General features: G+C 63.1%; 23 protein-coding genes and 1 pseudogene. 14 read left to right on the forward strand and 10 right to left on the reverse strand.

Going from position 1 to position 24,089, the window contains the following annotated elements; all coding sequences use genetic code 11:
- Window positions 1–54: 54 nt before the first annotated feature.
- Window positions 55–834 carry a ferredoxin-NADP reductase gene (gene fpr, locus ACF8O8_RS01055; RefSeq protein WP_003252381.1) on the forward strand — a complete coding sequence of 260 codons (780 nt, stop codon included), beginning with the start codon at window positions 55–57 and terminating at the stop codon, window positions 832–834.
- A gap of 142 nt (window positions 835–976) precedes the next feature.
- Here fpr and ACF8O8_RS01060 read toward each other — a convergent pair whose 3' ends face one another.
- Window positions 977–1,471, reverse strand: a complete 495-nt coding sequence (locus ACF8O8_RS01060) for a SprT family zinc-dependent metalloprotease (RefSeq protein WP_014861659.1) — start codon at window positions 1,469–1,471, stop codon at window positions 977–979.
- Between the two features lie 131 nt (window positions 1,472–1,602).
- On the reverse strand, window positions 1,603–2,202 hold the full coding sequence (locus ACF8O8_RS01065; RefSeq protein WP_003252385.1) for a Yip1 family protein: 600 nt from the start codon (window positions 2,200–2,202) through the stop codon (window positions 1,603–1,605).
- 263 nt (window positions 2,203–2,465) lie between these two features.
- Here ACF8O8_RS01065 and ttcA point away from each other — a divergent pair, with 263 nt between their 5' ends.
- Together ttcA and ACF8O8_RS01075 are read left to right on the forward strand one after the other, a co-directional pair.
- Window positions 2,466–3,290 carry a tRNA 2-thiocytidine(32) synthetase TtcA gene (gene ttcA, locus ACF8O8_RS01070; RefSeq protein WP_012053468.1) on the forward strand — a complete coding sequence of 275 codons (825 nt, stop codon included), beginning with the start codon at window positions 2,466–2,468 and terminating at the stop codon, window positions 3,288–3,290.
- 4 nt (window positions 3,291–3,294) lie between these two features.
- A complete protein-coding gene (locus ACF8O8_RS01075; RefSeq protein WP_010952703.1) occupies window positions 3,295–3,966 on the forward strand; it encodes a DNA-3-methyladenine glycosylase I in 672 nt (223 codons plus the stop codon).
- A 103-nt stretch (window positions 3,967–4,069) separates the two neighbouring features.
- On the opposite strand, the gene ACF8O8_RS01080 is transcribed toward ACF8O8_RS01075, so the two are convergent.
- Genes ACF8O8_RS01080 through arsC form a run of 3 tightly spaced genes read right to left on the reverse strand, consistent with a single transcriptional unit; the run spans window position 4,070 to window position 5,431 of the window.
- Window positions 4,070–4,483: a DUF2069 domain-containing protein gene (locus ACF8O8_RS01080; protein WP_010952704.1), complete on the reverse strand. Its 414-nt coding sequence runs from the start codon at window positions 4,481–4,483 to the stop codon at window positions 4,070–4,072.
- The gene (wrbA, locus tag ACF8O8_RS01085; RefSeq protein WP_003252400.1) at window positions 4,476–5,081 is read right to left on the reverse strand and encodes an NAD(P)H:quinone oxidoreductase; all 606 of its coding nucleotides are present in this window, start codon (window positions 5,079–5,081) and stop codon (window positions 4,476–4,478) included. The genes ACF8O8_RS01080 and wrbA overlap by 8 nt, the downstream gene beginning before the upstream one ends.
- On the reverse strand, window positions 5,078–5,431 hold the full coding sequence (arsC, locus tag ACF8O8_RS01090) for an arsenate reductase (glutaredoxin) (protein WP_014592117.1): 354 nt from the start codon (window positions 5,429–5,431) through the stop codon (window positions 5,078–5,080). The genes wrbA and arsC overlap by 4 nt, the downstream gene beginning before the upstream one ends.
- 85 nt (window positions 5,432–5,516) lie before the next feature.
- Between arsC and ACF8O8_RS01095 the strand changes: the two genes are divergently transcribed.
- A complete protein-coding gene (locus tag ACF8O8_RS01095) occupies window positions 5,517–5,981 on the forward strand; it encodes a peroxiredoxin family protein (protein WP_010952706.1) in 465 nt (154 codons plus the stop codon).
- Between the two features lie 35 nt (window positions 5,982–6,016).
- Here ACF8O8_RS01095 and ACF8O8_RS01100 read toward each other — a convergent pair whose 3' ends face one another.
- The 4 genes from ACF8O8_RS01100 to ACF8O8_RS01115 all read right to left on the reverse strand — a co-directional run bounded on the left by ACF8O8_RS01100 (window position 6,017) and on the right by ACF8O8_RS01115 (window position 10,706).
- On the reverse strand, window positions 6,017–6,421 hold the full coding sequence (locus ACF8O8_RS01100; RefSeq protein ID WP_014592116.1) for an META domain-containing protein: 405 nt from the start codon (window positions 6,419–6,421) through the stop codon (window positions 6,017–6,019).
- The gene (locus ACF8O8_RS01105) at window positions 6,418–6,855 is read right to left on the reverse strand and encodes a hypothetical protein (RefSeq protein ID WP_010952708.1); all 438 of its coding nucleotides are present in this window, start codon (window positions 6,853–6,855) and stop codon (window positions 6,418–6,420) included. The genes ACF8O8_RS01100 and ACF8O8_RS01105 overlap by 4 nt, the downstream gene beginning before the upstream one ends.
- 31 nt (window positions 6,856–6,886) lie before the next feature.
- Complete coding sequence (locus ACF8O8_RS01110; protein WP_392509125.1) at window positions 6,887–7,876, reverse strand: 2-hydroxyacid dehydrogenase; 990 nt, start codon at window positions 7,874–7,876, stop codon at window positions 6,887–6,889.
- Window positions 7,877–7,952: 76 nt separating this feature from the next.
- The gene (locus tag ACF8O8_RS01115; RefSeq protein ID WP_392509126.1) at window positions 7,953–10,706 is read right to left on the reverse strand and encodes a response regulator; all 2,754 of its coding nucleotides are present in this window, start codon (window positions 10,704–10,706) and stop codon (window positions 7,953–7,955) included.
- A gap of 193 nt (window positions 10,707–10,899) precedes the next feature.
- Here ACF8O8_RS01115 and ACF8O8_RS01120 point away from each other — a divergent pair, with 193 nt between their 5' ends.
- From ACF8O8_RS01120 to ACF8O8_RS01165, 10 genes and pseudogenes are all read left to right on the forward strand, one after another.
- Window positions 10,900–11,619, forward strand: coding sequence for a response regulator transcription factor (locus ACF8O8_RS01120; protein WP_049588153.1), 720 nt, complete (start codon window positions 10,900–10,902; stop codon window positions 11,617–11,619).
- A 3-nt stretch (window positions 11,620–11,622) separates the two neighbouring features.
- Window positions 11,623–13,062 (forward strand): sensor histidine kinase, encoded by a 1,440-nt coding sequence (locus tag ACF8O8_RS01125; protein ID WP_198747601.1) that lies wholly within the window; start codon window positions 11,623–11,625, stop codon window positions 13,060–13,062.
- A 94-nt stretch (window positions 13,063–13,156) separates the two neighbouring features.
- Window positions 13,157–14,056 carry a cysteine synthase CysM gene (gene cysM, locus ACF8O8_RS01130; protein ID WP_010952713.1) on the forward strand — a complete coding sequence of 300 codons (900 nt, stop codon included), beginning with the start codon at window positions 13,157–13,159 and terminating at the stop codon, window positions 14,054–14,056.
- A complete protein-coding gene (rlmD, locus tag ACF8O8_RS01135) occupies window positions 14,057–15,415 on the forward strand; it encodes a 23S rRNA (uracil(1939)-C(5))-methyltransferase RlmD (protein WP_010952714.1) in 1,359 nt (452 codons plus the stop codon).
- A 96-nt stretch (window positions 15,416–15,511) separates the two neighbouring features.
- Window positions 15,512–17,752, forward strand: a complete 2,241-nt coding sequence (relA, locus tag ACF8O8_RS01140; protein ID WP_010952715.1) for a GTP diphosphokinase — start codon at window positions 15,512–15,514, stop codon at window positions 17,750–17,752.
- Window positions 17,753–17,875: 123 nt separating this feature from the next.
- Window positions 17,876–18,709 (forward strand): nucleoside triphosphate pyrophosphohydrolase, encoded by an 834-nt coding sequence (gene mazG / locus ACF8O8_RS01145; protein WP_003252422.1) that lies wholly within the window; start codon window positions 17,876–17,878, stop codon window positions 18,707–18,709.
- A 26-nt stretch (window positions 18,710–18,735) separates the two neighbouring features.
- The gene (locus ACF8O8_RS01150; RefSeq protein WP_003252424.1) at window positions 18,736–19,275 is read left to right on the forward strand and encodes a DUF2058 domain-containing protein; all 540 of its coding nucleotides are present in this window, start codon (window positions 18,736–18,738) and stop codon (window positions 19,273–19,275) included.
- Between the two features lie 309 nt (window positions 19,276–19,584).
- The gene (locus tag ACF8O8_RS01155) at window positions 19,585–20,925 is read left to right on the forward strand and encodes a cytochrome C (RefSeq protein ID WP_121162105.1); all 1,341 of its coding nucleotides are present in this window, start codon (window positions 19,585–19,587) and stop codon (window positions 20,923–20,925) included.
- 4 nt (window positions 20,926–20,929) lie between these two features.
- On the forward strand, window positions 20,930–21,421 hold the full coding sequence (locus tag ACF8O8_RS01160) for a sorbitol dehydrogenase (protein WP_049587214.1): 492 nt from the start codon (window positions 20,930–20,932) through the stop codon (window positions 21,419–21,421).
- A pseudogene (locus ACF8O8_RS01165) lies at window positions 21,418–23,675 on the forward strand (GMC oxidoreductase). The gene ACF8O8_RS01160 and the pseudogene ACF8O8_RS01165 overlap by 4 nt, the downstream one beginning before the upstream one ends.
- A 100-nt stretch (window positions 23,676–23,775) precedes the next feature.
- Here ACF8O8_RS01165 and ACF8O8_RS01170 read toward each other — a convergent pair.
- Window positions 23,776–23,958 carry a hypothetical protein gene (locus tag ACF8O8_RS01170; RefSeq protein WP_003252431.1) on the reverse strand — a complete coding sequence of 61 codons (183 nt, stop codon included), beginning with the start codon at window positions 23,956–23,958 and terminating at the stop codon, window positions 23,776–23,778.
- Window positions 23,959–24,089: the final 131 nt, after the last annotated feature.

Here is a 24,089-nt window from a genome sequence, read left to right on the forward strand (position 1 = left end):
ACTATTGCGCAACTGTGCGCTTTGCGCGCGCGTTTTTCTTCAGGAGCCCCATCGATGAGCAACATGAACCACGAACGTGTCCTCAGTGTGCACCACTGGAACGACACCCTGTTCAGCTTCAAGTGCACCCGCGACCCGGGCCTGCGCTTCGAGAACGGTCAGTTCGTGATGATCGGCCTGCAGCAGGACAACGGCCGTCCGCTCATGCGTGCCTACTCCATCGCTTCGCCAAACTGGGAAGAGCACCTTGAATTCTTCAGCATCAAGGTGCCGGACGGCCCGCTGACCTCGCAGCTGCAGCACCTGAAGGAAGGCGATGAGATCATCATCAGCAAGAAGCCTACCGGCACCCTGGTGCTCGACGACCTGAATCCTGGCAAGCACCTGTACCTGCTGAGCACCGGCACTGGCCTGGCGCCGTTCATGAGCGTCATCCAGGACCCGGAAACCTACGAGCGCTTTGAAAAAGTGATCCTGGTGCACGGCGTGCGCTATGTGAACGAAGTGGCCTACCGCGAGTTCATCACCGAGCACCTGCCGCAGAACGAGTTCTTCGGTGAGTCGGTTCGCGACAAGCTGATCTACTACCCGACCGTGACCCGCGAGCCGTTCGAAAACCAGGGCCGTCTGACCGACCTGATGCGCAGCGGCAAGCTGTTCAGCGACATCGGCCTGCCGCCGATCAACCCGCAAGACGACCGCGCGATGATCTGCGGCAGCCCGAGCATGCTCGACGAGACCAGCGAAGTGCTGGACAGCTTCGGCCTGAAGATCTCCCCGCGCATGCGCGAGCCGGGTGACTACCTGATCGAGCGTGCCTTCGTCGAGAAGTAAGGCGCAGGCGGGTAGAGGAAGGCGACTTTCGGGTCGCCTTTCTTATGCCTGGGATTTGTGCATTGCCTGTTCCGGCCCTTTCGCGGGTAAACCCGCTCCTACGCGGGGCAGCGCACGTCTCGGGAATTGTACGATCCCCGATCTATTCGATCCGCGTCTCGCCGCTGTACACCAGGACTTCCCGGCACCGCTTGCACAGGTATCGCCGCCCTTGGTGCACCAGCTTGTGCCGCTGCGCGGTAAACGGGAAGTCGCTTTGCGGGCACGGGCAGCGGTAGATGTAGCGGGTCACTGCGCGCCGTTGCACGTCATAGTTGTGGCAACGATTGGGCGGCAGTTCATACACCCCGCGCATGATCAGCTGCCACTCTTCACCATGGGCCTGGATGCGGTCGCCAAACAGTTGGTGGGCAACCAGGTGTGCCACTTCATGGGCAACGGTCTGGCGCAGGAAGTCTTCCTGGTTTTCGCGATAGAGCTGCAGGTTGAAGCGCAGCAGATTCTCGTGCAGGTGGGCGACGCCGGCTTTTTGCCCGCGCAGTTTGAAGCTGACTTCGGGGCGCGGGAAGCGGCGTTTGAAAAAGGCTTCGGCTTGCTGGTAACAGGTTTCGACGCGTTGTTTGAGCTGCTCGGGCATGGCGGGGCGGTTCTCCTGACCAGGCATTATGCCGCAAGCGCAGGTGGCTTGCCGAGTCACCGGTCAGCGCACAGCCAGAGGCCGCCTTGCGGCGGCCCCTGGTTGATGCCCCAGTGTTGGTTCGGTCTGTTCTAGTTGGTGTAGACGGGCCCCACGCCCAGTCCCCAGATAATCACGGTAGCGGCCATGATTGCCACCAGTACTACCAAGCCCACTGCCAGCACCGAGCTGGAGAACAGGAAGCCTTCATCCGACGGTATGTTCATGAACGTCGGCAAGCCGACATACAGCAGGTACACCGTGTAGCAGATGGCGGCAGTGCCGATCAGCATGCCCAGCCACAGGTGCGGGTAAAGCGCCGCCAGGCCGCCGATGAACAAGGGGGTGGCGGTGTAAGTGGCAAAAGCGATGCATTGCGCCATGGACGGGTTGGCATCGTAGGTGCGGGCCATCCAGTGGATGAACGCGCCCATTACCGCCACCCCGGCGAGCATGGCCAGGTAGGACATGATGCTCATCCAGATTGCGCTTTCCATGGTCAGCATCACTGCTGGTCGGTCACCGATCACCCAGCCCACCTGGGTAGTGCCGATAAACGCCGAAACGGCCGGAATCGCCGCGAGGATCAGGGTGTGTGTCAGGTACATGTGGCTGATGGTTTCTTCTTCGCCACGAATCTCCCGCCATTCCTGATCGGGATGGGTAAACAGCCCCACAACGTGATGAATCATGCCGATCACTCCTCTCAATGTTGCCAAACGCCCCCCAATATGGAGCGTAAGCGGCCCGAGGCCCTAACACCGATGCAAGCGGTAATGTGGCCTTATGTCGCAGTATAGGAAGCCGTTACCTACATAAACCGCGCTTTTTAGAGCAAATTGCGCTGTAAGCCGTGCTGTTGATTACAATGAAGTCTTTATCGGAATGCCTACAGCGGCGTCGCGTTTGTGCGTAAAATAGCCGGCTTTTGTCACACCTCGCGGATCCAAGCGCTATGGGCACCCTCTCGGTCAACCAGAACAAACTGCAAAAACGCCTGCGTCGTCTCGCTGGCGAAGCCATCACCGACTACAACATGATCGAGGATGGCGACAAGGTCATGGTCTGCCTGTCCGGCGGCAAGGACAGCTACACCATGCTCGACGTTCTGTTGCACCTGCAGAAGGTGGCACCGATCACGTTCGAGATCGTTGCGGTGAACATGGACCAGAAACAGCCGGGCTTCCCTGAGCACGTACTGCCGGCCTACCTCAAGGAGCTGGGGGTCGAGTACCACATCGTCGAGAAGGATACCTACTCGGTGGTAAAGGAGCTGGTACCCGAAGGCAAGACGACTTGCTCGCTGTGTTCGCGCCTGCGCCGCGGTACCCTGTACACCTTCGCCGACGAAATCGGCGCCACCAAGATGGCGCTGGGGCATCACCGCGACGACATCGTCGAAACCTTCTTCCTCAACATGTTCTTCAACGGCGCGCTCAAGGGCATGCCGCCGAAGCTGCGAGCCGACGATGGCCGCAACGTGGTGATCCGCCCGCTGGCCTACTGCAGCGAGAAGGACATCCAGGCCTACTCGGACATGAAGGCATTCCCGATCATCCCGTGCAACCTGTGCGGCTCGCAGGAAAACCTGCAGCGCCAGGTGGTCAAGGATATGCTGGTGGAGTGGGAACGCAAGCACCCGGGCCGTACCGAGAGCATCTTCCGTGCCCTGCAGAACGTGGCACCGTCGCAGTTGGCCGACCGGAACCTGTTTGACTTCACCAGCCTGAAGATCGACGAAAACGCTACCCCGCGTTTCCTCGACGTGCTGAACATCTGAGCCCATGCGTGATTACCAGTGGTTGCATGAGTATTGCCTGAACCGCTTTGGTTCGGCCCAGGCGCTGGAGGCTTTCCTGCCGCAGCCGCGCACGCCGGCGCAACTGCGCGACATCAGTGACGACCGCTACCTGTCGACATTGGCCCTGCGCGTGTTCCGCGCGGGGCTCAAGCACAGCCTGGTGGATGCCAAGTGGCCGGCGTTCGAGCAGGTGTTCTTTGGCTTCGACCCAGAGAAAGTGGTGCTGATGGGCGCCGAGCATCTGGAGCGGTTGATGCAGGATGAGCGCATTATCCGCCACCTGGGCAAGCTCAAGAGCGTGCCACGCAATGCGCAAATGGTGCTGGATATCGCCAAGGCGCATGGCAGTTTTGGTGCATTCATCGCCGATTGGCCAGTGACCGACATTGTCGGCTTGTGGAAGTACCTGGCCAAGCACGGCAACCAGTTGGGCGGGTTGTCGGCGCCACGGTTCTTGCGCATGGTCGGCAAGGACACGTTCATCCCGACCGATGACATGGCAGCGGCGTTGATTGCGCAGAAGGTGATCGACAAGCAGCCAACCAGCCAGCGCGATCTGGCTCTGGTGCAGCAGGCGTTCAACCAGTGGCATGCAGAGAGCGGGCGGCCGCTGTGCCAGTTGTCGGTGATGCTGGCGCACACCGTCAACCATTGAGCCTTGTGTTGCTCCCATTCGCGGGCATGCCCGCTCCCACAGTAATCGCACCGCACTTAAGGCCTGTGCAGTACCTGTGGGAGCGGGCGTGCCCGCGAAAAATCTAACTGCCTTCGCCCGCCATGCGCCGCTCATGCTGGAACTTCCAGCGCACGTACAGTAGCCCGGCAATGAACAGCCCCAGGCTCACCAGCACTTCAAGCCAGCCGAATACCGCCCGCGCCGGGTCGAACGCCGCCAGCACGCCCTTGATGAAATAGATATTCACCACGAAGCAGGTCCAGGCATGCGCCCGGGCGCTGCCTTTCAGCATGCCTGGCAACAGCAACAGCAACGGCACCAGCTCGATCGCCAGGATCACCTCGACCCTGGCCCCATGCAGGTTGGCGAACCACAGGTTGTTCACCACCAGCAGGGCGATCAGGCCGAAGAAGCATGCCAGGCTCAATGCCCGCGTCAGGCGCAGGCGTGGTACCAGCCATTGGACCGGCGGCAATGCCTTGGGCTTTCTAGCCACGCGCCGCCTCCAGGGCCTTGGCCGTGGTCGCCAGGCGTTGGCCCAGGGCGCGGCACAGGGCGATTTCGTGTGGGTCGAGTTCGCGCTTGCCATCGGCGCCTGCGTGGTGGCTGGCGCCATAAGGCGTGCCGCCACCACGGGTCTCGAGCAGTGCCGACTCGCTGTAGGGCAGGCCCATCACCAGCATGCCGTGGTGCATCAGCGGCAGCATCATCGACAGCAGGGTGGTTTCCTGGCCGCCGTGCAGGCTGGCGGTGGAGGTGAACACGCCAGCCGGTTTGCCGACCAGCTCACCGCCGAGCCAAAGGCTGCTGGTGCCGTCCAGGAAGTACTTGAGTGGCGCTGCCATGTTGCCGAAGCGGGTCGGGCTGCCCAGTACCAGGCCAGCGCAGTGGCGCAGGTCATCAAGGGTGGCGTACAGCGCGCCACTGGCCGGAATATCCGGGGCCACCGCTTCGCATTCGGTGGAAATAGCCGGCACCGTGCGCAGACGCGCCTCCATGCCGGCCAGCTCGATACCGCGGGCGATGTGCCGGGCCATTTCGCTGGTCGCGCCATGGCGGCTGTAATACAGCACCAGGATGTAGGGCGCGCTCACGGCAGGATCTCCAGCACCTTTTCCGGCGGGCGACCGACCACGGCCTTGTCGCCGGCAACCAGGATCGGCCGTTCGATCAGTTTGGGGTGCTGGGCCATGGCCTCGATCAGTTGCGCGTCGGTCAGTGCCGGGTCGGCCAGGTTCAGCGCTTTATATTCGTCCTCGCCGCTGCGCAGCAACTGACGCGGGGCGATGCCCAGCTTGCCGAGCAGGGCCTTGAGGGTGTCCGCGTCGGGCGGGGTTTCCAGGTAGCGCACGATGGTCGGGGCCAGGCCGCGGGCTTCGAGCAGTTCCAGGGCGCCGCGGGATTTCGAGCAGCGCGGGTTATGATAGAGCGTGAGGTCAGTCATGTCGGGTCGCATCCAGCTGGGTGTGGCGGCTATTCTAACCGCAGCGACTGACCAATTTGCTTTAAAACTCGAGAAGGATTGACCCATGGCAAGGCGTCTGGCAGCAGTACTGGCCATCACCGCGAGCCTGTTGCTCGGTGGTTGCGGTGCCGATTACGGCGTGGACCAACACGGTAATACGGTTAAGGCCGAACAGATCGAAGGGCACTGGCTGGTGCTCAACTATTGGGCTGAATGGTGCGGACCGTGCCGTACCGAAATCCCGGAACTGAACGCGGCGGCCAAGCAATGGGCGGCTGATGGCGTCAAGGTGGTGGGGGTGAACTTCGATGGCCTGCAGGGGCAGGACCTGAAGCAGGCTGCCGAAACCCTGGGTATCGGTTTCACCGTGCTTGCCCAGGACCCGGCCGAGCGCTATGACCTGCCGCGCAGCGAGGCGTTGCCGGTGACCTACATCATCGACGACAAGGGCAAGGTGCGTGAGCAGTTGATGGGCGAGCAGACTCTGGAAGGGTTGCAGGCCAAGATCAAGGCCCTGAAAGGCGCCTGATGCATTCGGGGCCGCTTTCGCGGCCCCGGCAATCCTCAGCCTTCCTCGGGCCAGAAGCGCAGCGGCTTGCCTTCGGCTGGCCAGAAGCGCATCTGCCCCACCGGTGACACATCCCAACGCTCTACCGTTTCCAGCGCCTGCAGGAAGCGCTTTTCCTGTTCCATCAGCGCGGGTGCGCACAGCTTGCGGGTCTTGCCGACCTTGCCGAAGCTCAGGTGTTCGCCATCGAGCGTGTAAGGCGCAAACCAGTGGTTGCAGCCGCCGTTGCCATAGGCACGGCCGTCGCTGGCCAGGGTCAAGGTCAGGTGGCTGTAGTCGATCAGTGGTCGTTCGCCAATCCACTCCAGCACGTAGCTGCGTTCCTGCTGCAGCCTGGAAGGTTCAGTGGCGCAGCCGAGCAGGCCGGTTGCAATCAGCACGCCGGTCAGCAGATTCTTCACTCGGCGCTCTCCTGGCAACGCGGACACAGGTGTTTTTCGCCACGGCTGGCCCAGCCCAGCTCTGCGATACGGGCGCTGGCAGCCGGCTGACGAGCTGCCTTGCCGAGCTTGGCGTCTACTGCGAACTCGAAGCCCAGCACCGCATCGCAGCGATCGCACTCGACCTGCCAGGTGAGGATTTCCAGCTCGTTGAATACCGGGCCGTTCGCCACGGCCACCCACTGGCCGCGTGGGTTGATCAGGTGGCGCACGCTTTCCACGGTCAGGCGCATGGACAAATCCTTGCTGCCCTTGAGCGTGACCAGCAGGCTGTCGCCTTTTTGCATCGAACCGCCGTTGCCCGTGACCTGATAGCGGCCCGGCACCAAAGCGCGGCACTCGATCAGGGTGTGTTGCGGGTTGAAAAGGGTGTAGCGAAAATCGTGTTCGACCATGGGTCCTCCAGAAATGCCGCGTATCCTAGCATTAACCCATCACCAGGTTCTGTGGATTGCCTGCCGCCCAGCGGTTGATGTTGTCCAGTGTGGTCGCGGCAATGGCATCCAGCGCCTCGCGGGTGAGGAAAGCCTGGTGGGCGGTGATGATCACGTTGGGGAAGGTCAGCAGCCGAGCCAGCACATCGTCTTGCAAGGGCAGGTCGGAGCGGTCCTCGAAGAACAGTTGGGCTTCTTCTTCGTAGACGTCCAGGCCCAGGTAGCCAAGCTGGCCGCTTTTCAGTGCGTCGATCAGCGCCGGGGTGTCGACCAGCGCACCGCGACCGGTGTTGATCAGCATGGCGCCGGGCTGCAACTGGGCCAGGCTTTGCGCGTTGATCAGGTGGCGAGTGTGCTCGGTCAGTGGGCAGTGCAGGCTGATGATGCGGGCTTCGCGCAATAGCTCGGGCAGGGGCAGGTAGCGGGCGCCAAGGGCCAGCAGCTCTGGGTTGGGGTAGGGGTCGTAAGCCAGCAGCTGGCAGCCGAAACCGGCCATGATGCGAGCGAAGGCGGCCCCGATCTGGCCGGTACCGACCACCCCGACGGTTTTCCCGTGCAGGTCGAAGCCGGTCAGCCCGTGCAGGGTGAAGTCACCTTCGCGGGTGCGGTTGTAGGCCCGATGCAGACGCCGGTTGAGTGCCAGGATGAGCGCCACGGCATGCTCGGCAACGGCGTGTGGCGAGTAGGCCGGCACCCGCACCACGGCCAGCCCCAAGCGCTGGGCGGCGGCCAGGTCGACGTGGTTGTAGCCGGCCGAGCGCAGGGCGATCAACCGCGTGCCAGCGGCGGCCAGGCGCTGCAGCACCGGCGCGTCGAGTTCGTCATTGATGAAGGCGCAGACCACCTCAAAGCCATCTGCCAGGGCGGCGGTGTCGAGGGTCAGGCGGGCGGGCTGGAAATGCAGCTCCAGGGCGGTGCCGCCGGCAGCCTTGGTGAAGCTTTCCTGATCGTAGTGCTGGCTGCTGAACAACAGGGCGCGCATGGTCGAACTCCTTTGCAATGCATGTCTTGGGTGGGTCACTGCCTGTCAAGGCATGCCCAGCGTGGCCCAGATCCCCTCAAGCGCTCAATCTGGCCTGTGCCGCCAGCCGGCTGATCGCGCTGTCCAGTTCATCCAGGGCCTGCTGCGCCTGGGGATTGTCCTGCTTCAGCAAGGTCTCGCTGCGTTGACACGCTGCCCGTAACTGCGGCACGCCGCAATAGCGTGAGGCACCGTTCAGACGGTGTACCTGCTCGATCAGGCCATTGCGGTCATCGGCTGCGCGGGCGGCGCGTATGGCTTCGCGGTCCGTATCCAGCGAGGCCAGCAGCATGCTCAGCATGTCAGCCGCCAGATCTGCCTTGCCAGCGGCCAGGCGCAGGCCCTCTTCGGGGTCGAGTACCTTCAGTTCGTCGCCGTTGGTCAGCAGCTCGGCCTGCGCCTGCTGCGGTGTGCCCAGGCTCAGGCCGGTCCACTTCATCACCACCTGGGCCAGTTGCCGTTCGCTGATCGGTTTGGTCAGGTAGTCGTCCATGCCGCTGTGCAACAACGCGCGTTTTTCGTTGGCCATGGCATGGGCAGTGAGGGCGACGATCGGCAGCGGGTTGCCGCTCTGGGTGTTCTCCCACAGGCGGATCTGTTCGGTACAGGCGCGGCCGTCCATGCCGGGCATCTGCACATCCATCAGCACCAGGTCGAACAACTCTTCCTGCACGGCTTGTACCGCCGCATAACCATTGTTGACGGCCAGTACCTCGGCACCCAAGTCTTCGAGCAGGGTTTTTACCAGCAGCAGGTTGGCGGCATTGTCGTCGACGCAGAGTATTTTCGGGCGTCGCTGGCCGTTGGCGTTGCTCCCTTCGGCCAGCGGACGGCGAGGTTGTACCAGCTCCAGCAAGAGGCGCCGCAGCTTGCGGGTGCAGGTCGGCTTGGACAGCAACTGGCCATGGGCGTTGGGCAGGTACGGGTGGTACAGCGCCTGCTCGGTGGTCGGGCACAGCACTACGCATTGGCAGTGGTAACGCTCGAGCTGCTGATGATAATGGCCCAGTTGCTCGGGCGACAGGTTACCCAGGTTGGCACCGAGCACCGCGAACTCGAAAGGCAGGCCGGCCTGGCTGGCGGCCTGCACCCCCTGCAGCAACTGGTCGTAGGAGGCGAACAGGCTCACGCTGAGGCCGCAGTCTTCCAGCTGGTGCTCCAGTGCCTGGCGCGCCAGTTCGTGGCCATCGACAATGGCGGCACGGCGGCCCAGCAATGGCTGCGGTGGCAGCGCTTCGGCATCGTCATGAGCCTTGGGCAGGTTGAGGCTGATCCAGAACTGCGAACCTTCGCCCGGGGTACTGTCGACACCGATCTCGCCGCCCATCTGTTCGATCAGGCGCTTGGAAATCACCAGCCCCAGACCGGTGCCGCCGGGCTGGCGGGCCAGTGAGTTGTCAGCCTGGCTGAAGGCCTGGAACAGTGTGCGCACATCCTGAGGTGACAGGCCGATGCCGGTGTCCTGCACGCTGATGCGCAACTGCGCGCAGTCTTCGTGCTCGTCTTCCAGCATGGCGCGCACGACGATGGTGCCTTCGCGGGTGAATTTGATGGCGTTGCTGACCAGGTTGGTGAGGATCTGCTTGAGCCGCAACGGGTCGCCTACCAGCGAAGCAGGTGTGTCGCGGTAGATCAGGCTCAGCAATTCCAGCTGCTTGGCGTGGGCGGCCGGAGCGAGGATGGTCAGGGTGTCCTGGATCAGGTCCCGCAGGTTGAACGGTATGCTGTCGAGCACCAGCTTGCCGGCCTCGATCTTGGAGAAATCGAGGATCTCGTTGATGATTCCCAGCAAGTTGTCAGCAGACTTCTCGATGGTGTTCAGGTAGTCGAGCTGGCGCGGTGTCATCTCGCTTTTTTGCAGCAGGTGGGTAAAGCCGAGGATGCCATTGAGCGGGGTGCGGATTTCGTGGCTCATGTTGGCCAGGAACTCCGACTTGATGCGGCTGGCCTCAAGTGCCTCTTTGCGCGCCATGTCCAGCTCGATGTTCTGGATTTCGATGGTTTCCAGGTTCTGGCGCACGTCTTCGGTGGCCTGGTCGATGCTGTGTTGCAGTTCTTCGTGGGCATTCTGCAGGGTTTCGGCCATGCGGTTGATGCCGTGGGCCAGTTCGTCCAGCTCATGGCTGCCCATGGTCGGCAGGCGTTCTTCGAGGTGGCCGTCCTTGAGCTGATTGACCGCGTGCTTGATGCGTTCGATGGGGTCGTTGATGGTGCGGCTCATGCGCAGCGCCAACAGGCCGCTGAGTGCCAGGCAGGCGAGGATCAGCAACAGGCTGGTGAACAGGTTGCGGTAGCCGCGCAGCAGCGTGCCGTCGTGCGACAGCTCGATCTCTACCCAGCCCAGCAGGCGCTCGGCTTCGGCCGGCACGGCGTCGGTGGCCAGGTCGCGGTGGTGGCCGAACACGGGCATCAGGTAGCGGGTGGCGTCGTTGCCACTGCGCTGCAGGAGTTGGGTGCCGGTACCGCCGCTGGGCGGCAAGTTGAGCATGCTCGGGCCAGCGTGGGCCAGGCGCGTGCGGTCCGGGGCCAGAAACGCCACTGCGCGCACATCGGCCTGCTCCAGGGTTTGTGCGGCAATTCTCTCCAGTTGCGCAGGCGTGAGCCGGGCCATGGCGGGTGCGGCCAGGGGCGCCAGTTGTTCGGCGATCATCTTGCCGCGCTGCAGCAGCTGGGTGCGCAGGTCGTTCTGTTGCAGCCAGGTGAAATAGCTACCCAGCACCAGGGCCATCAAGCCGGCCGGTAGCAGTGCCAGCAGCAGTACCCGGCTGCGGATTCCCAAGCGATCGAGCACACTCGCCTCCTCTGATGTGCCTGGATGCCGTCAAGTGGTAACGGCCAAGCCGCGAAGTTACTCCGCCTGCCGCACCATTGCATCTCTTTAGTACGTGTTATGCGCCGTTGCCGAGGCATTGGTCGCAGTGCGGTTGCCTGGCAGGTGGCGAATGCTCAATAATCACGCAATTGAGAATGCATGGCAGTTGCCAATGAATCCTGTATCTATTTACAACACCAACATCCTTGCCATCGAGGACGACCCGGTGCTTGGTGCCTATCTGCAGGAAGAGCTGCAGCGTGGCGGCTGCCAGGTCACCTGGTGCCGCAATGGCCTGGAGGGACTGGAAACGGCTGGCCGCCAGGCTTTCGATGTGGTGCTGATGGACATCCTGCTGCCCGGGCTTGATGGGCTGGACGCCTTGGCGCAGTTGCGCAGGCACAGCACCACACCGGTGATCATGATGTCGGCGCTGGGGGCCGAGGCGGATCGTATCAGCGGCTTTCAGCGCGGCGCCGACGATTACCTGCCCAAGCCATTCAGCATGGCCGAGTTGCAGGTGCGCATCGAGGCGATTCTGCGCCGCGTGGCACTGGAGCGGCGGCATCAGGGCCCGCTGGAGCAAGCCGGCTGCGGCGAGCTGCAGTTTGATGAAAGGCTGTGCGACGTGCGCCTGAATAGCCGCCTGGCAGGCCTGACCCCCAGCGAATACCGCCTGCTGGACATCCTCAACCGCAACCTCGACGAAGTCCTCAGCAAGCCATTCCTGTACCAGCACGTGTTGCAGCGCGGCTATTCACGGCATGACCGTAGCCTGGACATGCACGTCAGCCAGATCCGTCGCAAGCTCAAGGGCATCGGTTATCACGAACGGCAGATCCGCACCGTGTGGGGCAAGGGTTACGTGCTCAGTGCCAGCGAGGCGGAGTGAACCATGCTCGACCGCCATTCGCTGTTCTGGAAGCTGGCCATCTTGCTGGTGGGCTTCTGCCTGCTGATGATCGGCCTCAGTTATACCTGGGGCCGGCACATGGAAACCCAGAATGCCTTCCTCTCGGAGCCGGCACGCCAGACCTTGCGGGGTTATGCCGCCGAAGCTGAACAGGCCTGGCGCAGTGGCGGGCGGGCAGGGCTGGACCAGTGGGTGGCGGCCATGCATCAGCGCGAACGGGGCTGGGTCGGGGTGCTCGACATCAACCTGCGCCCGCTCGACAGCGCCACACTCAACCCACAGATCATGCAGCGTCTGACGCGCCTGCGCGGTGTCGATTGGCCGATGAGTCGGCGCAGTGTCGACCAGCCGTGGGTGCGCATACCGTTCCCGGGGGCGCCGGAGCAGGGCATGCTGGTGATCGAACTGCCGCAGCGCTTCAATCCGGGCCAGCACCGCTTGCTGTGGCGCATTGTCACCAACGGCATCATTCCGGGGCTGTTCACCTTGCTGTTGTGTGTAGGCCTGTACCGCATGCTGATCGTGCCGCTGAACCAACTTCGCGAGCAGGCCAATGCCTGGCGGGCCGATCAGCTGTCGGCCCGCCTGGACTCGCGCACCATCGCCCGGCATGACGAACTGGGCGAACTGGCGCGTGCCTTTGACCAGATGGCCGAGCGGCTGCAAGGCACGGTGGCTATGCAGCAGCAGTTACTGCGCGACCTGTCCCACGAAATGCGTACGCCGCTGAGCCGGTTGCGGGTGGCCTGCGATGGTGAAACCGACCTGCAGCGTTTGCGTGACCGCCTGATCCGTGAAGTGGACTGCATGCAGCAATTGGTTGAAGACACCCTGCAACTGGCCTGGCAGGACGCCGAGCGTGCGCCGATGAACCTTGAGCCGATCGAGGTCCACGCCTTGTGGGAGTTGCTGGCCGAAAATGCCAGCTACGAGAGCGGCTGGTCGCCTGCGCAACTGCGCTGCGAAGTACCGGCCGACTGCTGGGTGCAGGGCAACCTCAACCACCTGGCTCAGGCGCTGGAGAACATCTTGCGCAATGCCATTCGCCACTCGCCGGCCGAGGGTGTGGTGCGGTTGGGTGGGCAGCGTGAGGGCAGCTATTGGTGGTTGTGGCTTGAGGATGAGGGTGGCGGGGTGGCTGAAGAAGACCTGGAACGGATCTTCGCGCCGTTTTCGCGGTTGGACGGTTCGCGGCCCGGGGATGGTGGCTTCGGCCTGGGGCTGAGCATCGCCCGCAGTGCCATCCAGCGCCAGGGCGGCACCTTGTGGGCGCAGAATGGCAAACGCGGGTTGCGCTTGTGGATGAGGTTGCCGTTGCATGTGCCGGCCTCTTCGCGGGTAAACCCGCTCCTACAGGCTTGCGAATCCCCTGTAGGAGCGGGTTCACCCGCGAAGAAGCCAGCACATGTCACACCGTTATAGCTTGTAGCTATATGCACTACAGATTGCGTGATATGGCCGCGAAGGGTTTGCCGGTATGATAGGCACCCCCGCCGTCCGGATTGCGAAATACGCCATGACCTTGCAGTACCCAACCATCGCCGATTGCGTCGGCAATACGCCACTGGTTCGCCTGCAGCGCATCGCTGGCGAAACCAGCAATACCCTCCTGCTCAAGCTCGAAGGTAACAATCCTGCCGGCTCGGTGAAAGACCGCCCGGCCCTGTCGATGATCGCTCGCGCCGAATTGCGGGGCCAGATCAAGCCAGGCGATACCCTGATCGAAGCCACCTCCGGCAACACGGGCATCGCCCTGGCGATGGCGGCGGCGATCAAGGGCTACAAGATGATCCTGATCATGCCCGACAACTCCACCGCCGAGCGCAAGGCCGCCATGACGGCCTATGGCGCCGAGCTGATCCTGGTGACCAAGGAGGAGGGGATGGAAGGCGCCCGTGACCTGGCCGAGAAGCTGCAGGCCGAAGGCCGTGGCCTGGTGCTCGACCAGTTCGCCAACGGCGACAACCCGATCGCCCACTACAACAGCACCGGCCCGGAGATCTGGCAGCAGACCCAGGGCACCATTACCCATTTCGTCAGCTCCATGGGGACCACCGGTACCATCATGGGCTGCTCGCAGTACCTCAAGGAACAGAACCCCGCGGTGCAGATCATCGGCCTGCAACCGATGGAAGGCTCGGCTATTCCCGGCATTCGCCGCTGGCCCGAGGAATACCTGCCGAAAATCTTCGACGCCACCCGCGTCGACCGCGTGGTCGACATGTCGCAGCAGGAAGCCGAAGACACCACCCGTCGCCTTGCGCGTGAAGAGGGCATTTTCTGCGGCGTGTCTTCTGGTGGTGCGGTCGCGGCCATGTTGCGCCTGTCCCGCGAAGTGGAAAATGCGGTCATGGTTGCGATCATTTGCGACCGCGGCGACCGTTATCTGTCCACTGGCCTGTTTGATCCACGCTAAATGTCCAAGAAAAAAAGCAACAGCGGCCTGCGCTTCCAGCCGGCCGGCGGCAATCGCACCCCGCAGGTCCCAGTGGGCAAGAAGCAGCGCCTGGACATCGAGCGCCTGGCCGGTGACGGCCGTGGCATCGCCTTCCTCGACGGGCGTACCTGGTTCGTCAGCGGTGCCTTGGCCGGTGAGGCCGTGGAGGCGCGGGTGCTCAACGCCCGTGGCAAAGTGGTCGAGGCCCGCCTGGAGCGGTTGCTGCAGGCCGCGCCCGAGCGCCGTGAGGCGCCGTGTCGCTACTACGACCGCTGCGGTGGCTGCAACCTGCAGCACCTGCCGCACGAAGCGCAACTGGCGCTGAAGCAGCGCACACTCGCCGAGCAGTTGCAGCGGGTGGCCGGCGTGCAACCCGAGGCGTGGGCTGCCCCCCTGAGCGGGCCGGAATTCGGCTACCGGCGCCGGGCCCGTGTCGCCGTGCGCTGGGACGTCAAGGCGCGTCAGCTGGAGGTGGGTTTCCGCGCCGAAGCCAGCCAGGACATCATAGCCATCGACGATTGCGCAGTGCTGGTACAACCCTTGCAGTCCATTTTGCGCCACTTGCCGACGGTGCTGCGTTCGTTGAGCAAGCCGCAGGCGCTGGGCCATGTAGAGCTTTTCAGTGGCACCGCTGAGGCGGTTCTGGTGCGCCACGTCGCGCCATTGCCGGCTGAGGACCAGGCCAGGTTGCAAGCGTTCTGCGAGCAGGCCAACGCCCAGCTGTGGCTGCAAGGCGAAGGTGAGCCGGCGCCCGTGGACCCAGCGGCGCAGTTGGGCTTTGCCCTGGCCCCCTGGCAGCTGGAGCTGGCCTGGCGCCCGGGCGATTTCGTGCAGGTGAATGCCCAGGTCAATACGGCGATGATCGAGCAGGCTTTGGCCTGGCTCGCTCCACAAGCCGACGAGCGTGTGCTGGACTTGTTCTGCGGTCTGGGCAACTTTGCCCTGCCGCTGGCCCGCCAGGCGCGTGAGGTGGTGGCAGTGGAAGGTGTACAGGCCATGGTCGATCGGGCCGCGGCCAATGCCCGGAACAACAATGTGCATAACGCACGGTTTTTTCAGGCCGATTTATCGCAGCCTTTGGCAGGCACCGGATGGGCCGCCGAGGGCTTTTCTGCGGTACTCTTGGATCCACCGCGCGACGGTGCTTTCGAGGTGGTGCAAGGCATCGCCCGCCTCAAGGCCAGAAGGCTGGTCTACGTATCGTGCAACCCGGCCACGCTGGCGAGAGACGCCCAAGTGCTGGTCGGCCAGGGGTACCGGTTAAAAAGGGCCGGGATTCTCGACATGTTTCCTCAGACGGCGCATGTCGAGGCCATGGCGTTATTCGAAGCGGGCTAGCTGACTGGCCCCTTGGTGCGGTTGCCACGGAAGGGCGGCCGCACGGTGATCGCCAGCACACTCGTATGGTGTGCTGCATGGAAAGGTAAAACAAAGATGGTACAGGTGAGAGTGCACCAGCCGGTCAACACTGACGGCAGTATCAATCTCGAAGCATGGTTGGACCATGTGGTAAGCGTCGATTCGGCACTGGATCGCGCAGCGCTGAAAGAAGCCTGCGAGTTTGCTCTTGAGGTAGAGAAAAAGGGCAACCCGGCCAAGCATTCCTGGGCGGATGGTACGTCCAGCTTCCAGGCAGGCCTGGAAATCGCCGAAATTCTGGCTGACCTCAAGCTCGACCAGGACTCCCTGGTGGCTGCGGTCATCTACCGCTCGGTGCGCGAGGGCAAGGTCACCCTCGCCGAGGTCAGCCAGCGGTTTGGCCCGGTGGTGTCCAAGCTGATCGACGGTGTGCTGCGCATGGCCGCCATCAGTGCCAGCCTCAGCCCACGACAGTCGCTGGTGCTGGGCTCGCAGGCGCAGGTAGAGAACCTGCGCAAGATGCTGGTGGCCATGGTCGACGACGTGCGCGTGGCGCTGATCAAGCTGGCCGAACGCACGTGCGCAATCCGGGCGGTCAAGTCCGCCGATGACGAGAAACGCCTGCGTGTCGCGCGTGAAGTGTTCGACATCTACGCGCCGCTCGCGCACCGCCTGGGTATCGGTCACATCAAGTGGGAGCTGGAAGACCTGTCCTTCCGCTACCTGGAGCCCGACCAGTACAAGCAGATCGCCAAGCTGTTGCATGAGCGGCGGCTGGACCGCGAGCGCTTCATCAGCGACGTGATGAACCAGCTGCAGAACGAGTTGCTCGCCACTGGCGTGAAGGCCGACATCAGCGGCCGGGCGAAACATATCTATTCGATCTGGCGCAAGATGCAGCGCAAAGGCCTGGAGTTCAGCCAGATCTACGACGTGCGTGCGGTGCGCGTGCTGGTGCCGGAAATCCGCGACTGCTACACCGCGCTGGGCATCGTGCACACCTTGTGGCGGCATATTCCCAAGGAGTTCGACGACTACATCGCCAACCCCAAGGAGAACGGCTACCGCTCGTTGCACACTGCGGTAATCGGCCCCGAGGGCAAGGTGCTGGAGGTGCAGATCCGTACCCACGGCATGCACGAAGAGGCCGAACTTGGCGTATGCGCCCACTGGCGCTACAAGGGCACCGACGTCAAGCCCAGCTCCAACCACTACGAAGAAAAGATTTCCTGGTTGCGTCAGGTGCTGGAGTGGCACGAAGAGCTGGGCGACATCGGTGGCCTGGCCGAGCAGTTGCGGGTCGACATCGAGCCTGACCGGGTTTATGTGTTCACCCCCGACGGCCACGCCATCGACCTGCCCAAAGGCGCCACGCCACTGGACTTTGCCTACCGCGTGCACACCGAGATCGGCCACAACTGCCGCGGCGCGAAGATCAACGGCCGTATCGTGCCGCTGAACTACAGCCTGCAGACTGGCGAGCAGGTGGAGATCATCACCAGCAAGCACGGCAACCCCAGCCGTGACTGGTTGAACTCCAACCTGGGCTACGTCACCACCTCGCGGGCGCGGGCCAAGATCGTCCACTGGTTCAAATTGCAGGCCCGCGACCAGAACGTTGCTGCCGGCAAGACCTTGCTTGAGCGCGAGCTCAGTCGTCTGGGCCTGCCGCAGGTTGATTTCGAGCGCCTGGCCGAGAAGACCAACGTCAAGACCGCCGAGGACATGTTTGCCTCGCTCGGTGCTGGCGACCTGCGCCTGGCTCATCTGGTCAACGCTGCCCAGCAGTTGCTGGAGCCTGAGCGTATCGAGCAGATCGAGTTGGTGCCGCGCAAGCCTACCGGGCCGCGTACCGGCAAGCGTGGCGACATTCAGATCCAGGGTGTCGGCAACCTGCTGACACAGATGGCCGGCTGCTGCCAGCCGCTACCGGGCGATGCCATTGTCGGTTACATCACCCAGGGCCGGGGCGTGAGCATTCATCGCCAGGACTGCGCCTCGGTACTGCAGCTGGCGGGCAAAGAGCCAGAGCGCATGATCCAGGTGAGCTGGGGGCCGATCCCGGTGCAGACCTACCCGGTCGACATCGTCATCCGCGCCTACGACCGCCCGGGCCTGCTGCGCGATGTGTCGCAGGTGCTGCTGAACGAGAAGATCAACGTGCTGGCGGTGAACACCCGTTCGAACAAGGAAGACAACACCGCGCTGATGTCGCTGACCATCGAGATTCCAGGCCTGGACGCGCTGGGGCGCCTGCTGGGGCGGATCTCGCAGTTGCCGAACATCATCGAGACGCGGCGTAATCGTACCCCTTGAGACCGGGGCGTCTGCTTCGCGGGTAAACCCGCTCCTACAGGATGGATGCAGGTTTGAAATCTGCACCGTACCTGTGGGAGCGGGCAAGCCCGCGAAGAAGCCACCACCGAAGGACCTGCCTGTATGACCTACACCCTTGACGACCTGCTGCACCTCATGGCCCGCCTGCGCGACCCGCAGTACGGCTGCCCGTGGGACCTGAAGCAGAACTACGCCAGCATCGTCCCGCACACCATCGAAGAGGCCTACGAGGTCGCTGACACCATTGAGCGCGGCGATTTCGAGCACCTGCAAGGCGAGCTGGGCGACCTGCTGTTCCAGGTGGTCTACTACAGCCAGCTGGCCCGCGAAGAAGGGCGTTTCGAGTTCGATGGCGTGGTCGACAGCATCACCCGCAAGCTCATCCGCCGCCACCCGCACGTGTTTCCGACTGGCGAGCTGTACGCGCCGGTGGACACGCCCAGCCTGAGCGAAGCCCAGGTCAAGTCGCGCTGGGAAGAAATCAAGGCCGAAGAGCGCGCGGAGAAGAGCCAGCCCGAACAGCTGTCGCTGCTTGATGACGTGCCGGCAACCTTGCCGGCGCTATCGCGGGCAGCCAAACTGCAAAAACGTGCGGCCACGGTCGGTTTCGACTGGCCGGCGGCGTTGCCGGTGCTGGACAAGGTCCGCGAAGAGCTGGATGAAGTGCTGCAGGCCATGGCCGACGGTGACGCCGATGCGCTGGAAGATGAAGTCGGCGACTTGCTGTTTGCTGCGGTCAACCTGGCCCGCCACCTCAAGCAAGACCCAGAGCATGCGCTGCGCCGCGCCAATCGCAAGTTCGAACGACGTTTCCGTTTTATCGAACAGGCATTGCGCGACAGTGGCCGCCCCATTGAAGATTGTGACCTTGACGAGCTGGATGCCCTTTGGGGGGAAGCCAAACGTCAGGAAAAGAACCTGCCCAGCTGCGGCTGAGCTGTTGCATAAGTGAGTGAATATTCATGAGCCTTTCCCTTCGCGACCAATTGCTCAAAGCCGGTCTGGTCAACCAGAAACAGGTCTCACAGACCAACAAAGCTGAAAAGAAACAGAAGCGCATGGAGCACAAAGGCCAGGTCGAAGTCGACGACAGCCAGCAGCGCATGGCCAAGGAAGCCATGGCTGAAAAAGCCCGGCGTGACCAGGAGCTGAACCGCCAGCAGCAGGAAAAGGCCGAGCAGAAGGCCCGTGCCGCACAGGTCAAGCAACTGATCGAGGCCACTCGCCTGCCCAAACTGAGCACCGAGGATTACTACAACTTCGTCGACGACAAGAAGGTCAAGCGCATTGCCGTCAACGCCCTGATGCGCACCAAGCTGAGCAACGGCGCGCTGGCCGTGGTAGCCCATGCCGGTGGTTACGAGGTTATCCCCCGTGAGGCCGCATTGAAGATCCAGGAGCGCGACCCTGGCCGTATTCTGCTGCTCAACAGCCATGTCGAGGAAACGGACGAAGACGACCCGTACGCGGCTTACAAGATCCCTGATGATCTGATGTGGTAAGCACGAAAATCCCGCCTTGGCGTTAATGCGGTTCATTCAAGATCGCAGGGCCGCTCTGCGGCCCTTTCGCGACACGCGCGTTCTCTAGAAGACGCTGGCCTTGCGTCGCGAAGGGTTCGTCGCTCGCCGAACCGGCGCGGTTAGTCACTTGTACTATCGTCTTGGTTCCCTCCGTTCGTCGGACATTTCCTAGGGTTCCGGCACAACGGCTAGCCTCCAGCTTAGCGTCAGGGATAGCGCTGAACATTCGGTCCAGGAAGGGCCATTACGCCTCGTCGTCCCGACGCTTTATCTGCTGAGGAGACGACAATGAAAATAACCCTGAAACGGCTGGCGTGCCTGGGTGCAAGTTTCACCAGTGCGTTCGCCATGGCCGATGCGGCCAGCCCGCCGGTGCTGTCACCTGCGATTCCCTTCGACGTCACCGCCAATCCCCCCTTCACCCTGGACAACCTGCAACACGATTTCGACGTGCTGTCGTGGCAAACCTTCGTCGCCCTGAACTGGCCCGCCAACGCCGACGGCAGTGCCAACACCTCGGCGAAGATCGGCGCGCCCGGCAAGACCGTGTGGGAGTCGTGGAAAGAAAGCTACGAGATCTTCCTGCCCAAGGGTCAGAAGCCCGTCGCCTGGGACCAGCAGGCGCCCGTGCCCGCGGCCTGCCAAGGCAAGGGTGACTTGCCGGTGCTGCAACAGATGGGCAAGGTCGCCGGTGTGCTCGATGAGTTCATCCAGCCGTTCAAGACCGGCCCGCTGGTTGACCAAAGCGGCACTTACACGCGCAACGCGATCATGGTCAACCAGCCGATGTTCGATGACATCGTCAACAATGGCCTGTACAGCAAGGAGGGCCAGCAAGCGTTCCTGAGCAAGGCCGACAACCGCATCGCTTTCGCCTGCGGTTCGCAAAAGGCCCAGCAGGTCGGCGCGATCATGGTCAAGTCGGCCTGGAAAGTGCTCGATGGCAGCGACAACCCGCAGGAGTTCCACGCCGTCGACGCGCTGGTCTACACCCCCGGCAACGCCGACCCGAACAAGGGGGCGGTGATCCCCGAGTCGTGCAATGCGCAGAAGGTCGGGCTGGTAGGCCTGCACATCGTGCACAAGACCGAAGGCGCACCTCAGTGGGTATGGTCGACGTTCGAGCACGTGCGCAACGTGCCGGAAAAGACCACGCCAATGAACGAGCGCAAGGGGCCCTACCTGTTCTACGACGCCCAGGCCAGCGACCGCCCGGTGAACGAGCCGCCCGCGCCACCGTGGGACCCGTCGAAGAAGGCCATCCCCTCGCAGATCGTGCGTGAAATTCCCATCACCGCCGCTACCCAACAGCTCAACACGCAGTGGCAAGGCGCGCTCAAGGGCACGGTGTGGGCCAACTACCACCTGATCAGCACCCAGTGGCCCACCGCCCCGGCCGATGACTGCCAGGTGCCGTCGCCGACCAACCCGTTAGGTACGCCTGCGCCGAACTTCCTGGCCAACGCCACCCTGGAGACCTACAACCAGGGCACCACCCCGCAGGCCTCGTCCAGCTGCATGGAGTGCCACAACAACGCGACCACCCGCGTGACCCAGTCACCGCGCACCAGCTTCGCCGATTTCACTTTCCTGCTTGAACGTGCCCAATCCACCGGCGCCAAGGAGTGATGCCATGAGCGACCAGAACCTGCAAAACTTCATCGGCTTGTCCGCGGTGCTCACTGGCCTGTCGGCCAAGCTGCTGGCGCCTTCCGTCGACCCGATCAACCTGCCGCCGGTGTTCTTCGCCATCGCCCAGCAGGGTATGGGCCTCGAGGCGTTCAGCAGCTTGCTGGAGCTGTACGCCAGCATCCAGAGCCAGCCGCCCGCGCAAATCGCCAGCGCCGTGCTCGATAACGCGAACCCGCAAATCGCCCAGGGCGCCCGCTCGATCATGAAGCTGTGGCTGCTTGGCAGTTGGTACCAACCCTACGACCTGGGCAACGCCCGCACGGGTGATACGCGTGTGGTCTCCGACCAGGCCTACAAGGAGAGTTGGGCGTGGAAGATCGCCCAATCCCACCCCATGGGCTACAGCCAGTTCCACTTCGGATACTGGGGTGAGCAGCCACCGACCCTCAAGCAATTCACCGGTGTCGACGCCAAGGAAGGGCAGCAGCCATGAGCAATGTACAAACCCAGAACATCGAAACCGCCGATGTGATCGTGGTGGGCGCCGGCATGGCCGGCAGTGTCATGGCCTATCAGTTGGGCCTGGCCGGGTTGAAAGTGCTGGTGCTCGAATCGGGCCCGGCCATTCCACCGAATCGCAGCGAGTACCTGGAGCGCTTCTACACCGCGGTGCTCAAGGCGCCCGAGTCGCCGTACCCACCTGAGCAGAGCGAGCAGACCCCGGCCACGCAGTTCGCGCCACGGGCGACCATCCAGGACCTGATCACCTCAGGTAGCCAAGACCCCAACAAGGCGCAGAAAAGCTACCTGGTGCAGAAGGGGCCGCACCTGTTCGCCAGCACCTACGAGCGGTAGGCGGCGGCACCATGTGGCACTGGATGGGCACGGCCCTGCGCCTGTTGCCCAACGACTTCCGCATGCGCACTGCGTACAACGTCGGGGTCGACTGGCCGATCAGTTACGACGACCTGCAGACCGCCTACTGCCGCGCCGAGGAGGAGATGGGCGTGTCCGCCGATGTCGCCTCGCAGACCTACCTGGGCGTGACCTTCCCGCAGGGCTACAAATACAGCATGCATGGCATCCCGCCGTCGCTGGTCGACCAGGGCCTGGGCAAGCACGTCACGGGCACCGTGTACCAAAGCCCGGAGAAGGGGCCTGACGGCAAGCCGTACCCAGGTGTCACCCTCAATGTCCGGCAAACCCCGGCCGGGCGCAACTCGCAGAATGATAACGGCCGTCGGGTGTGCGCTGGCAACACCAGCTGCACGCCGATCTGCCCGATCCAGGCCAAGTACGACGCCACCGTGACCATGGCCAAGGCACTGGATACCGGCAACGTGCGCATCCTCTACCAGACCGTTGCAAGCCAGGTGCAGGTCGATGCCAATGGGGTCACGGGCATCGATTTCATTCAGTACCAGAACAATGGTACGCGCCAGAACGGCACGGCCCAGGGCAAGCGCTACGTGATCGCCGCCCACGCGATCGAAACACCGAAGCTGCTGCTCAACTCCATCGGCCCGAACAGCCCTAAAGGGGTTGCCAACAGCAGCGGCCAGGTCGGCCAGGCATTGGCTGACCACCCGGTGTACCTGGCCTGGGGCCTGATGCCCGAAGGCAAGCCGCTGTTCCCGTTCCGGGGGCCGTTGTCTACCTCGGGGATCGAGGACATGCGCGATGGCCCGTTCCGCAGCCAGCGTGCCGCCTGGCGTATCGAAATCGGCAACGAGGGCTGGAACTGGTCAGTGAACGACCCCTACACCTCGGTCTGTGATTTCATCGACGGCACCAACCACGGCGGCGCTAACCCCAGCAATCTGGCGTTGTCCGGCCAGGCGCTGGTGCAGCAGCTCAACAGCGTGCTGACCCGCCAGTTCCGTCTGGGCTTCTTGGTCGAGCAGGTGGAGAAAGACCCCGATAATGCGCTGTGCCGGGTGGAGAGGAGTACGGAGTTCTCCGACGGATTGGGCCTGCCTCGGCCGCAGATCACCTACGAACTGTCCGACTACACCAAGGAGGGTTTCAAGCAGGCGCGCCTGGCCGCTACGTACATCATCACCGAGCTGATGGGCGCTACCGAGCTGACCGACCTGAACCCTAAGCTCGAGCCCGGCTCGCAAACGGTGTTCGAGTACGACGGCCAGAACTACGCGTTCTACGGCGCTGGCCACCTGATGGGCACCTACCGCATGGGCTCGGACCGCACCAAGTCGGTGGTGGACAAGGACCAGCGCAGCTGGGACCACCCCAACCTGTTCCTGGTCGGCGACGGCGTGTTCCCCACTACCGGCACCGCCAACCCGACCTTGACCATCACCGCGTTGACGTTCCAGGCCGCCGACGTGGTGGCCAGCGACCTGCTCAAGCGCACCGTGCAGGTGCAGGCCAACCAGGCATGGCAGGGCACGGGCATGCAGGTCAATGGGCAGAGCTGGCAGTTGGCGGTATGCACGGGCGGGCAGTGGACGGCGAACCCGGCCACCGGCATGGTTGGCGCGGCGGGCAACCCAAGGTTGATCGCCAAGCCCGGCTATGCCTTGCCTGGTCAACCGGAAGGGGCGTTGATCGGGCGTATCGGCAACAGCGGCGTGCCGTTCCTGGTCGGCAACCAGGTGCAATTGCCGCGTGGCCAGCAAGGTGAGTTGCAGCTGTGCATCAATGACGACCTGGACGGGCGTTACGGGGCTGGCCTGAGCGATAACCTGGGCAGCCTGTCGGTAGAGGTGCGTTTCGGGGCGGTGTAGGCCCTGTCATGGCAACCCCACGATGCTCCGGCAATGCCGTAGCATTGTGGGGTTGCTCACTGAGCCCAGGCGAGTCAGGGGTTCGCCGCAATGGGCAGGGTCATTGTGTGGCGCGCTGGTTTTCCAGGTCTTCAAGCTCAACGCGGTATTGGTGTGCTTCGTGTTCGTTATGGAACATGCCCACCAGTTGACCTTGTTGGTACACATCCCAGATCCGCACGCCAGCGGCCAGGCCTTCGTGGGACATTCTCGATTCGTCGCGTTCGGTTACTTGGACAGTCATCGGTAAACTCCACTTCTTCAAGATGGCTGCGACAGTGTGTCGCACGTCTTCTTTATAGAGTTTGTTAGCAGACTAAGTAAGTAAAACAGGCATGAAACAAGTTTCATGAAGCTCGAAGGGATGCTGCCTGG

The organism is Pseudomonas sp. TYF_14 (assembly GCF_043105275.1).
In the GTDB taxonomy this organism is placed as follows: domain Bacteria; phylum Pseudomonadota; class Gammaproteobacteria; order Pseudomonadales; family Pseudomonadaceae; genus Aquipseudomonas; species Aquipseudomonas alloputida.

Excerpts from the sequence above, each read along its gene's own strand:
- ACF8O8_RS01075 (WP_010952703.1), top strand. The coding sequence starts at position 3,295 with ATGCGTGATTACCAGTGGTTGCATGAGTATTGCCTGAACCGCTTTGGT.
- mazG (WP_003252422.1), top strand. The coding sequence starts at position 17,876 with ATGACCTACACCCTTGACGACCTGCTGCACCTCATGGCCCGCCTGCGC.
- cysM (WP_010952713.1), top strand. The coding sequence starts at position 13,157 with ATGACCTTGCAGTACCCAACCATCGCCGATTGCGTCGGCAATACGCCA.
- ACF8O8_RS01120 (WP_049588153.1), top strand. The coding sequence starts at position 10,900 with ATGAATCCTGTATCTATTTACAACACCAACATCCTTGCCATCGAGGAC.
- ACF8O8_RS01160 (WP_049587214.1), top strand. The coding sequence starts at position 20,930 with ATGAGCGACCAGAACCTGCAAAACTTCATCGGCTTGTCCGCGGTGCTC.
- ACF8O8_RS01150 (WP_003252424.1), top strand. The coding sequence starts at position 18,736 with ATGAGCCTTTCCCTTCGCGACCAATTGCTCAAAGCCGGTCTGGTCAAC.
- ACF8O8_RS01170 (WP_003252431.1), bottom strand. The coding sequence starts at position 23,958 with ATGACTGTCCAAGTAACCGAACGCGACGAATCGAGAATGTCCCACGAA.
- ACF8O8_RS01105 (WP_010952708.1), bottom strand. The coding sequence starts at position 6,855 with ATGGTCGAACACGATTTTCGCTACACCCTTTTCAACCCGCAACACACC.
- arsC (WP_014592117.1), bottom strand. The coding sequence starts at position 5,431 with ATGACTGACCTCACGCTCTATCATAACCCGCGCTGCTCGAAATCCCGC.
- ACF8O8_RS01060 (WP_014861659.1), bottom strand. The coding sequence starts at position 1,471 with ATGCCCGAGCAGCTCAAACAACGCGTCGAAACCTGTTACCAGCAAGCC.
- relA (WP_010952715.1), top strand. The coding sequence starts at position 15,512 with ATGGTACAGGTGAGAGTGCACCAGCCGGTCAACACTGACGGCAGTATC.
- ACF8O8_RS01155 (WP_121162105.1), top strand. The coding sequence starts at position 19,585 with ATGAAAATAACCCTGAAACGGCTGGCGTGCCTGGGTGCAAGTTTCACC.
- ttcA (WP_012053468.1), top strand. The coding sequence starts at position 2,466 with ATGGGCACCCTCTCGGTCAACCAGAACAAACTGCAAAAACGCCTGCGT.
- ACF8O8_RS01065 (WP_003252385.1), bottom strand. The coding sequence starts at position 2,202 with ATGATTCATCACGTTGTGGGGCTGTTTACCCATCCCGATCAGGAATGG.
- ACF8O8_RS01125 (WP_198747601.1), top strand. The coding sequence starts at position 11,623 with ATGCTCGACCGCCATTCGCTGTTCTGGAAGCTGGCCATCTTGCTGGTG.
- ACF8O8_RS01095 (WP_010952706.1), top strand. The coding sequence starts at position 5,517 with ATGGCAAGGCGTCTGGCAGCAGTACTGGCCATCACCGCGAGCCTGTTG.
- ACF8O8_RS01110 (WP_392509125.1), bottom strand. The coding sequence starts at position 7,876 with ATGCGCGCCCTGTTGTTCAGCAGCCAGCACTACGATCAGGAAAGCTTC.
- rlmD (WP_010952714.1), top strand. The coding sequence starts at position 14,057 with ATGTCCAAGAAAAAAAGCAACAGCGGCCTGCGCTTCCAGCCGGCCGGC.
- fpr (WP_003252381.1), top strand. The coding sequence starts at position 55 with ATGAGCAACATGAACCACGAACGTGTCCTCAGTGTGCACCACTGGAAC.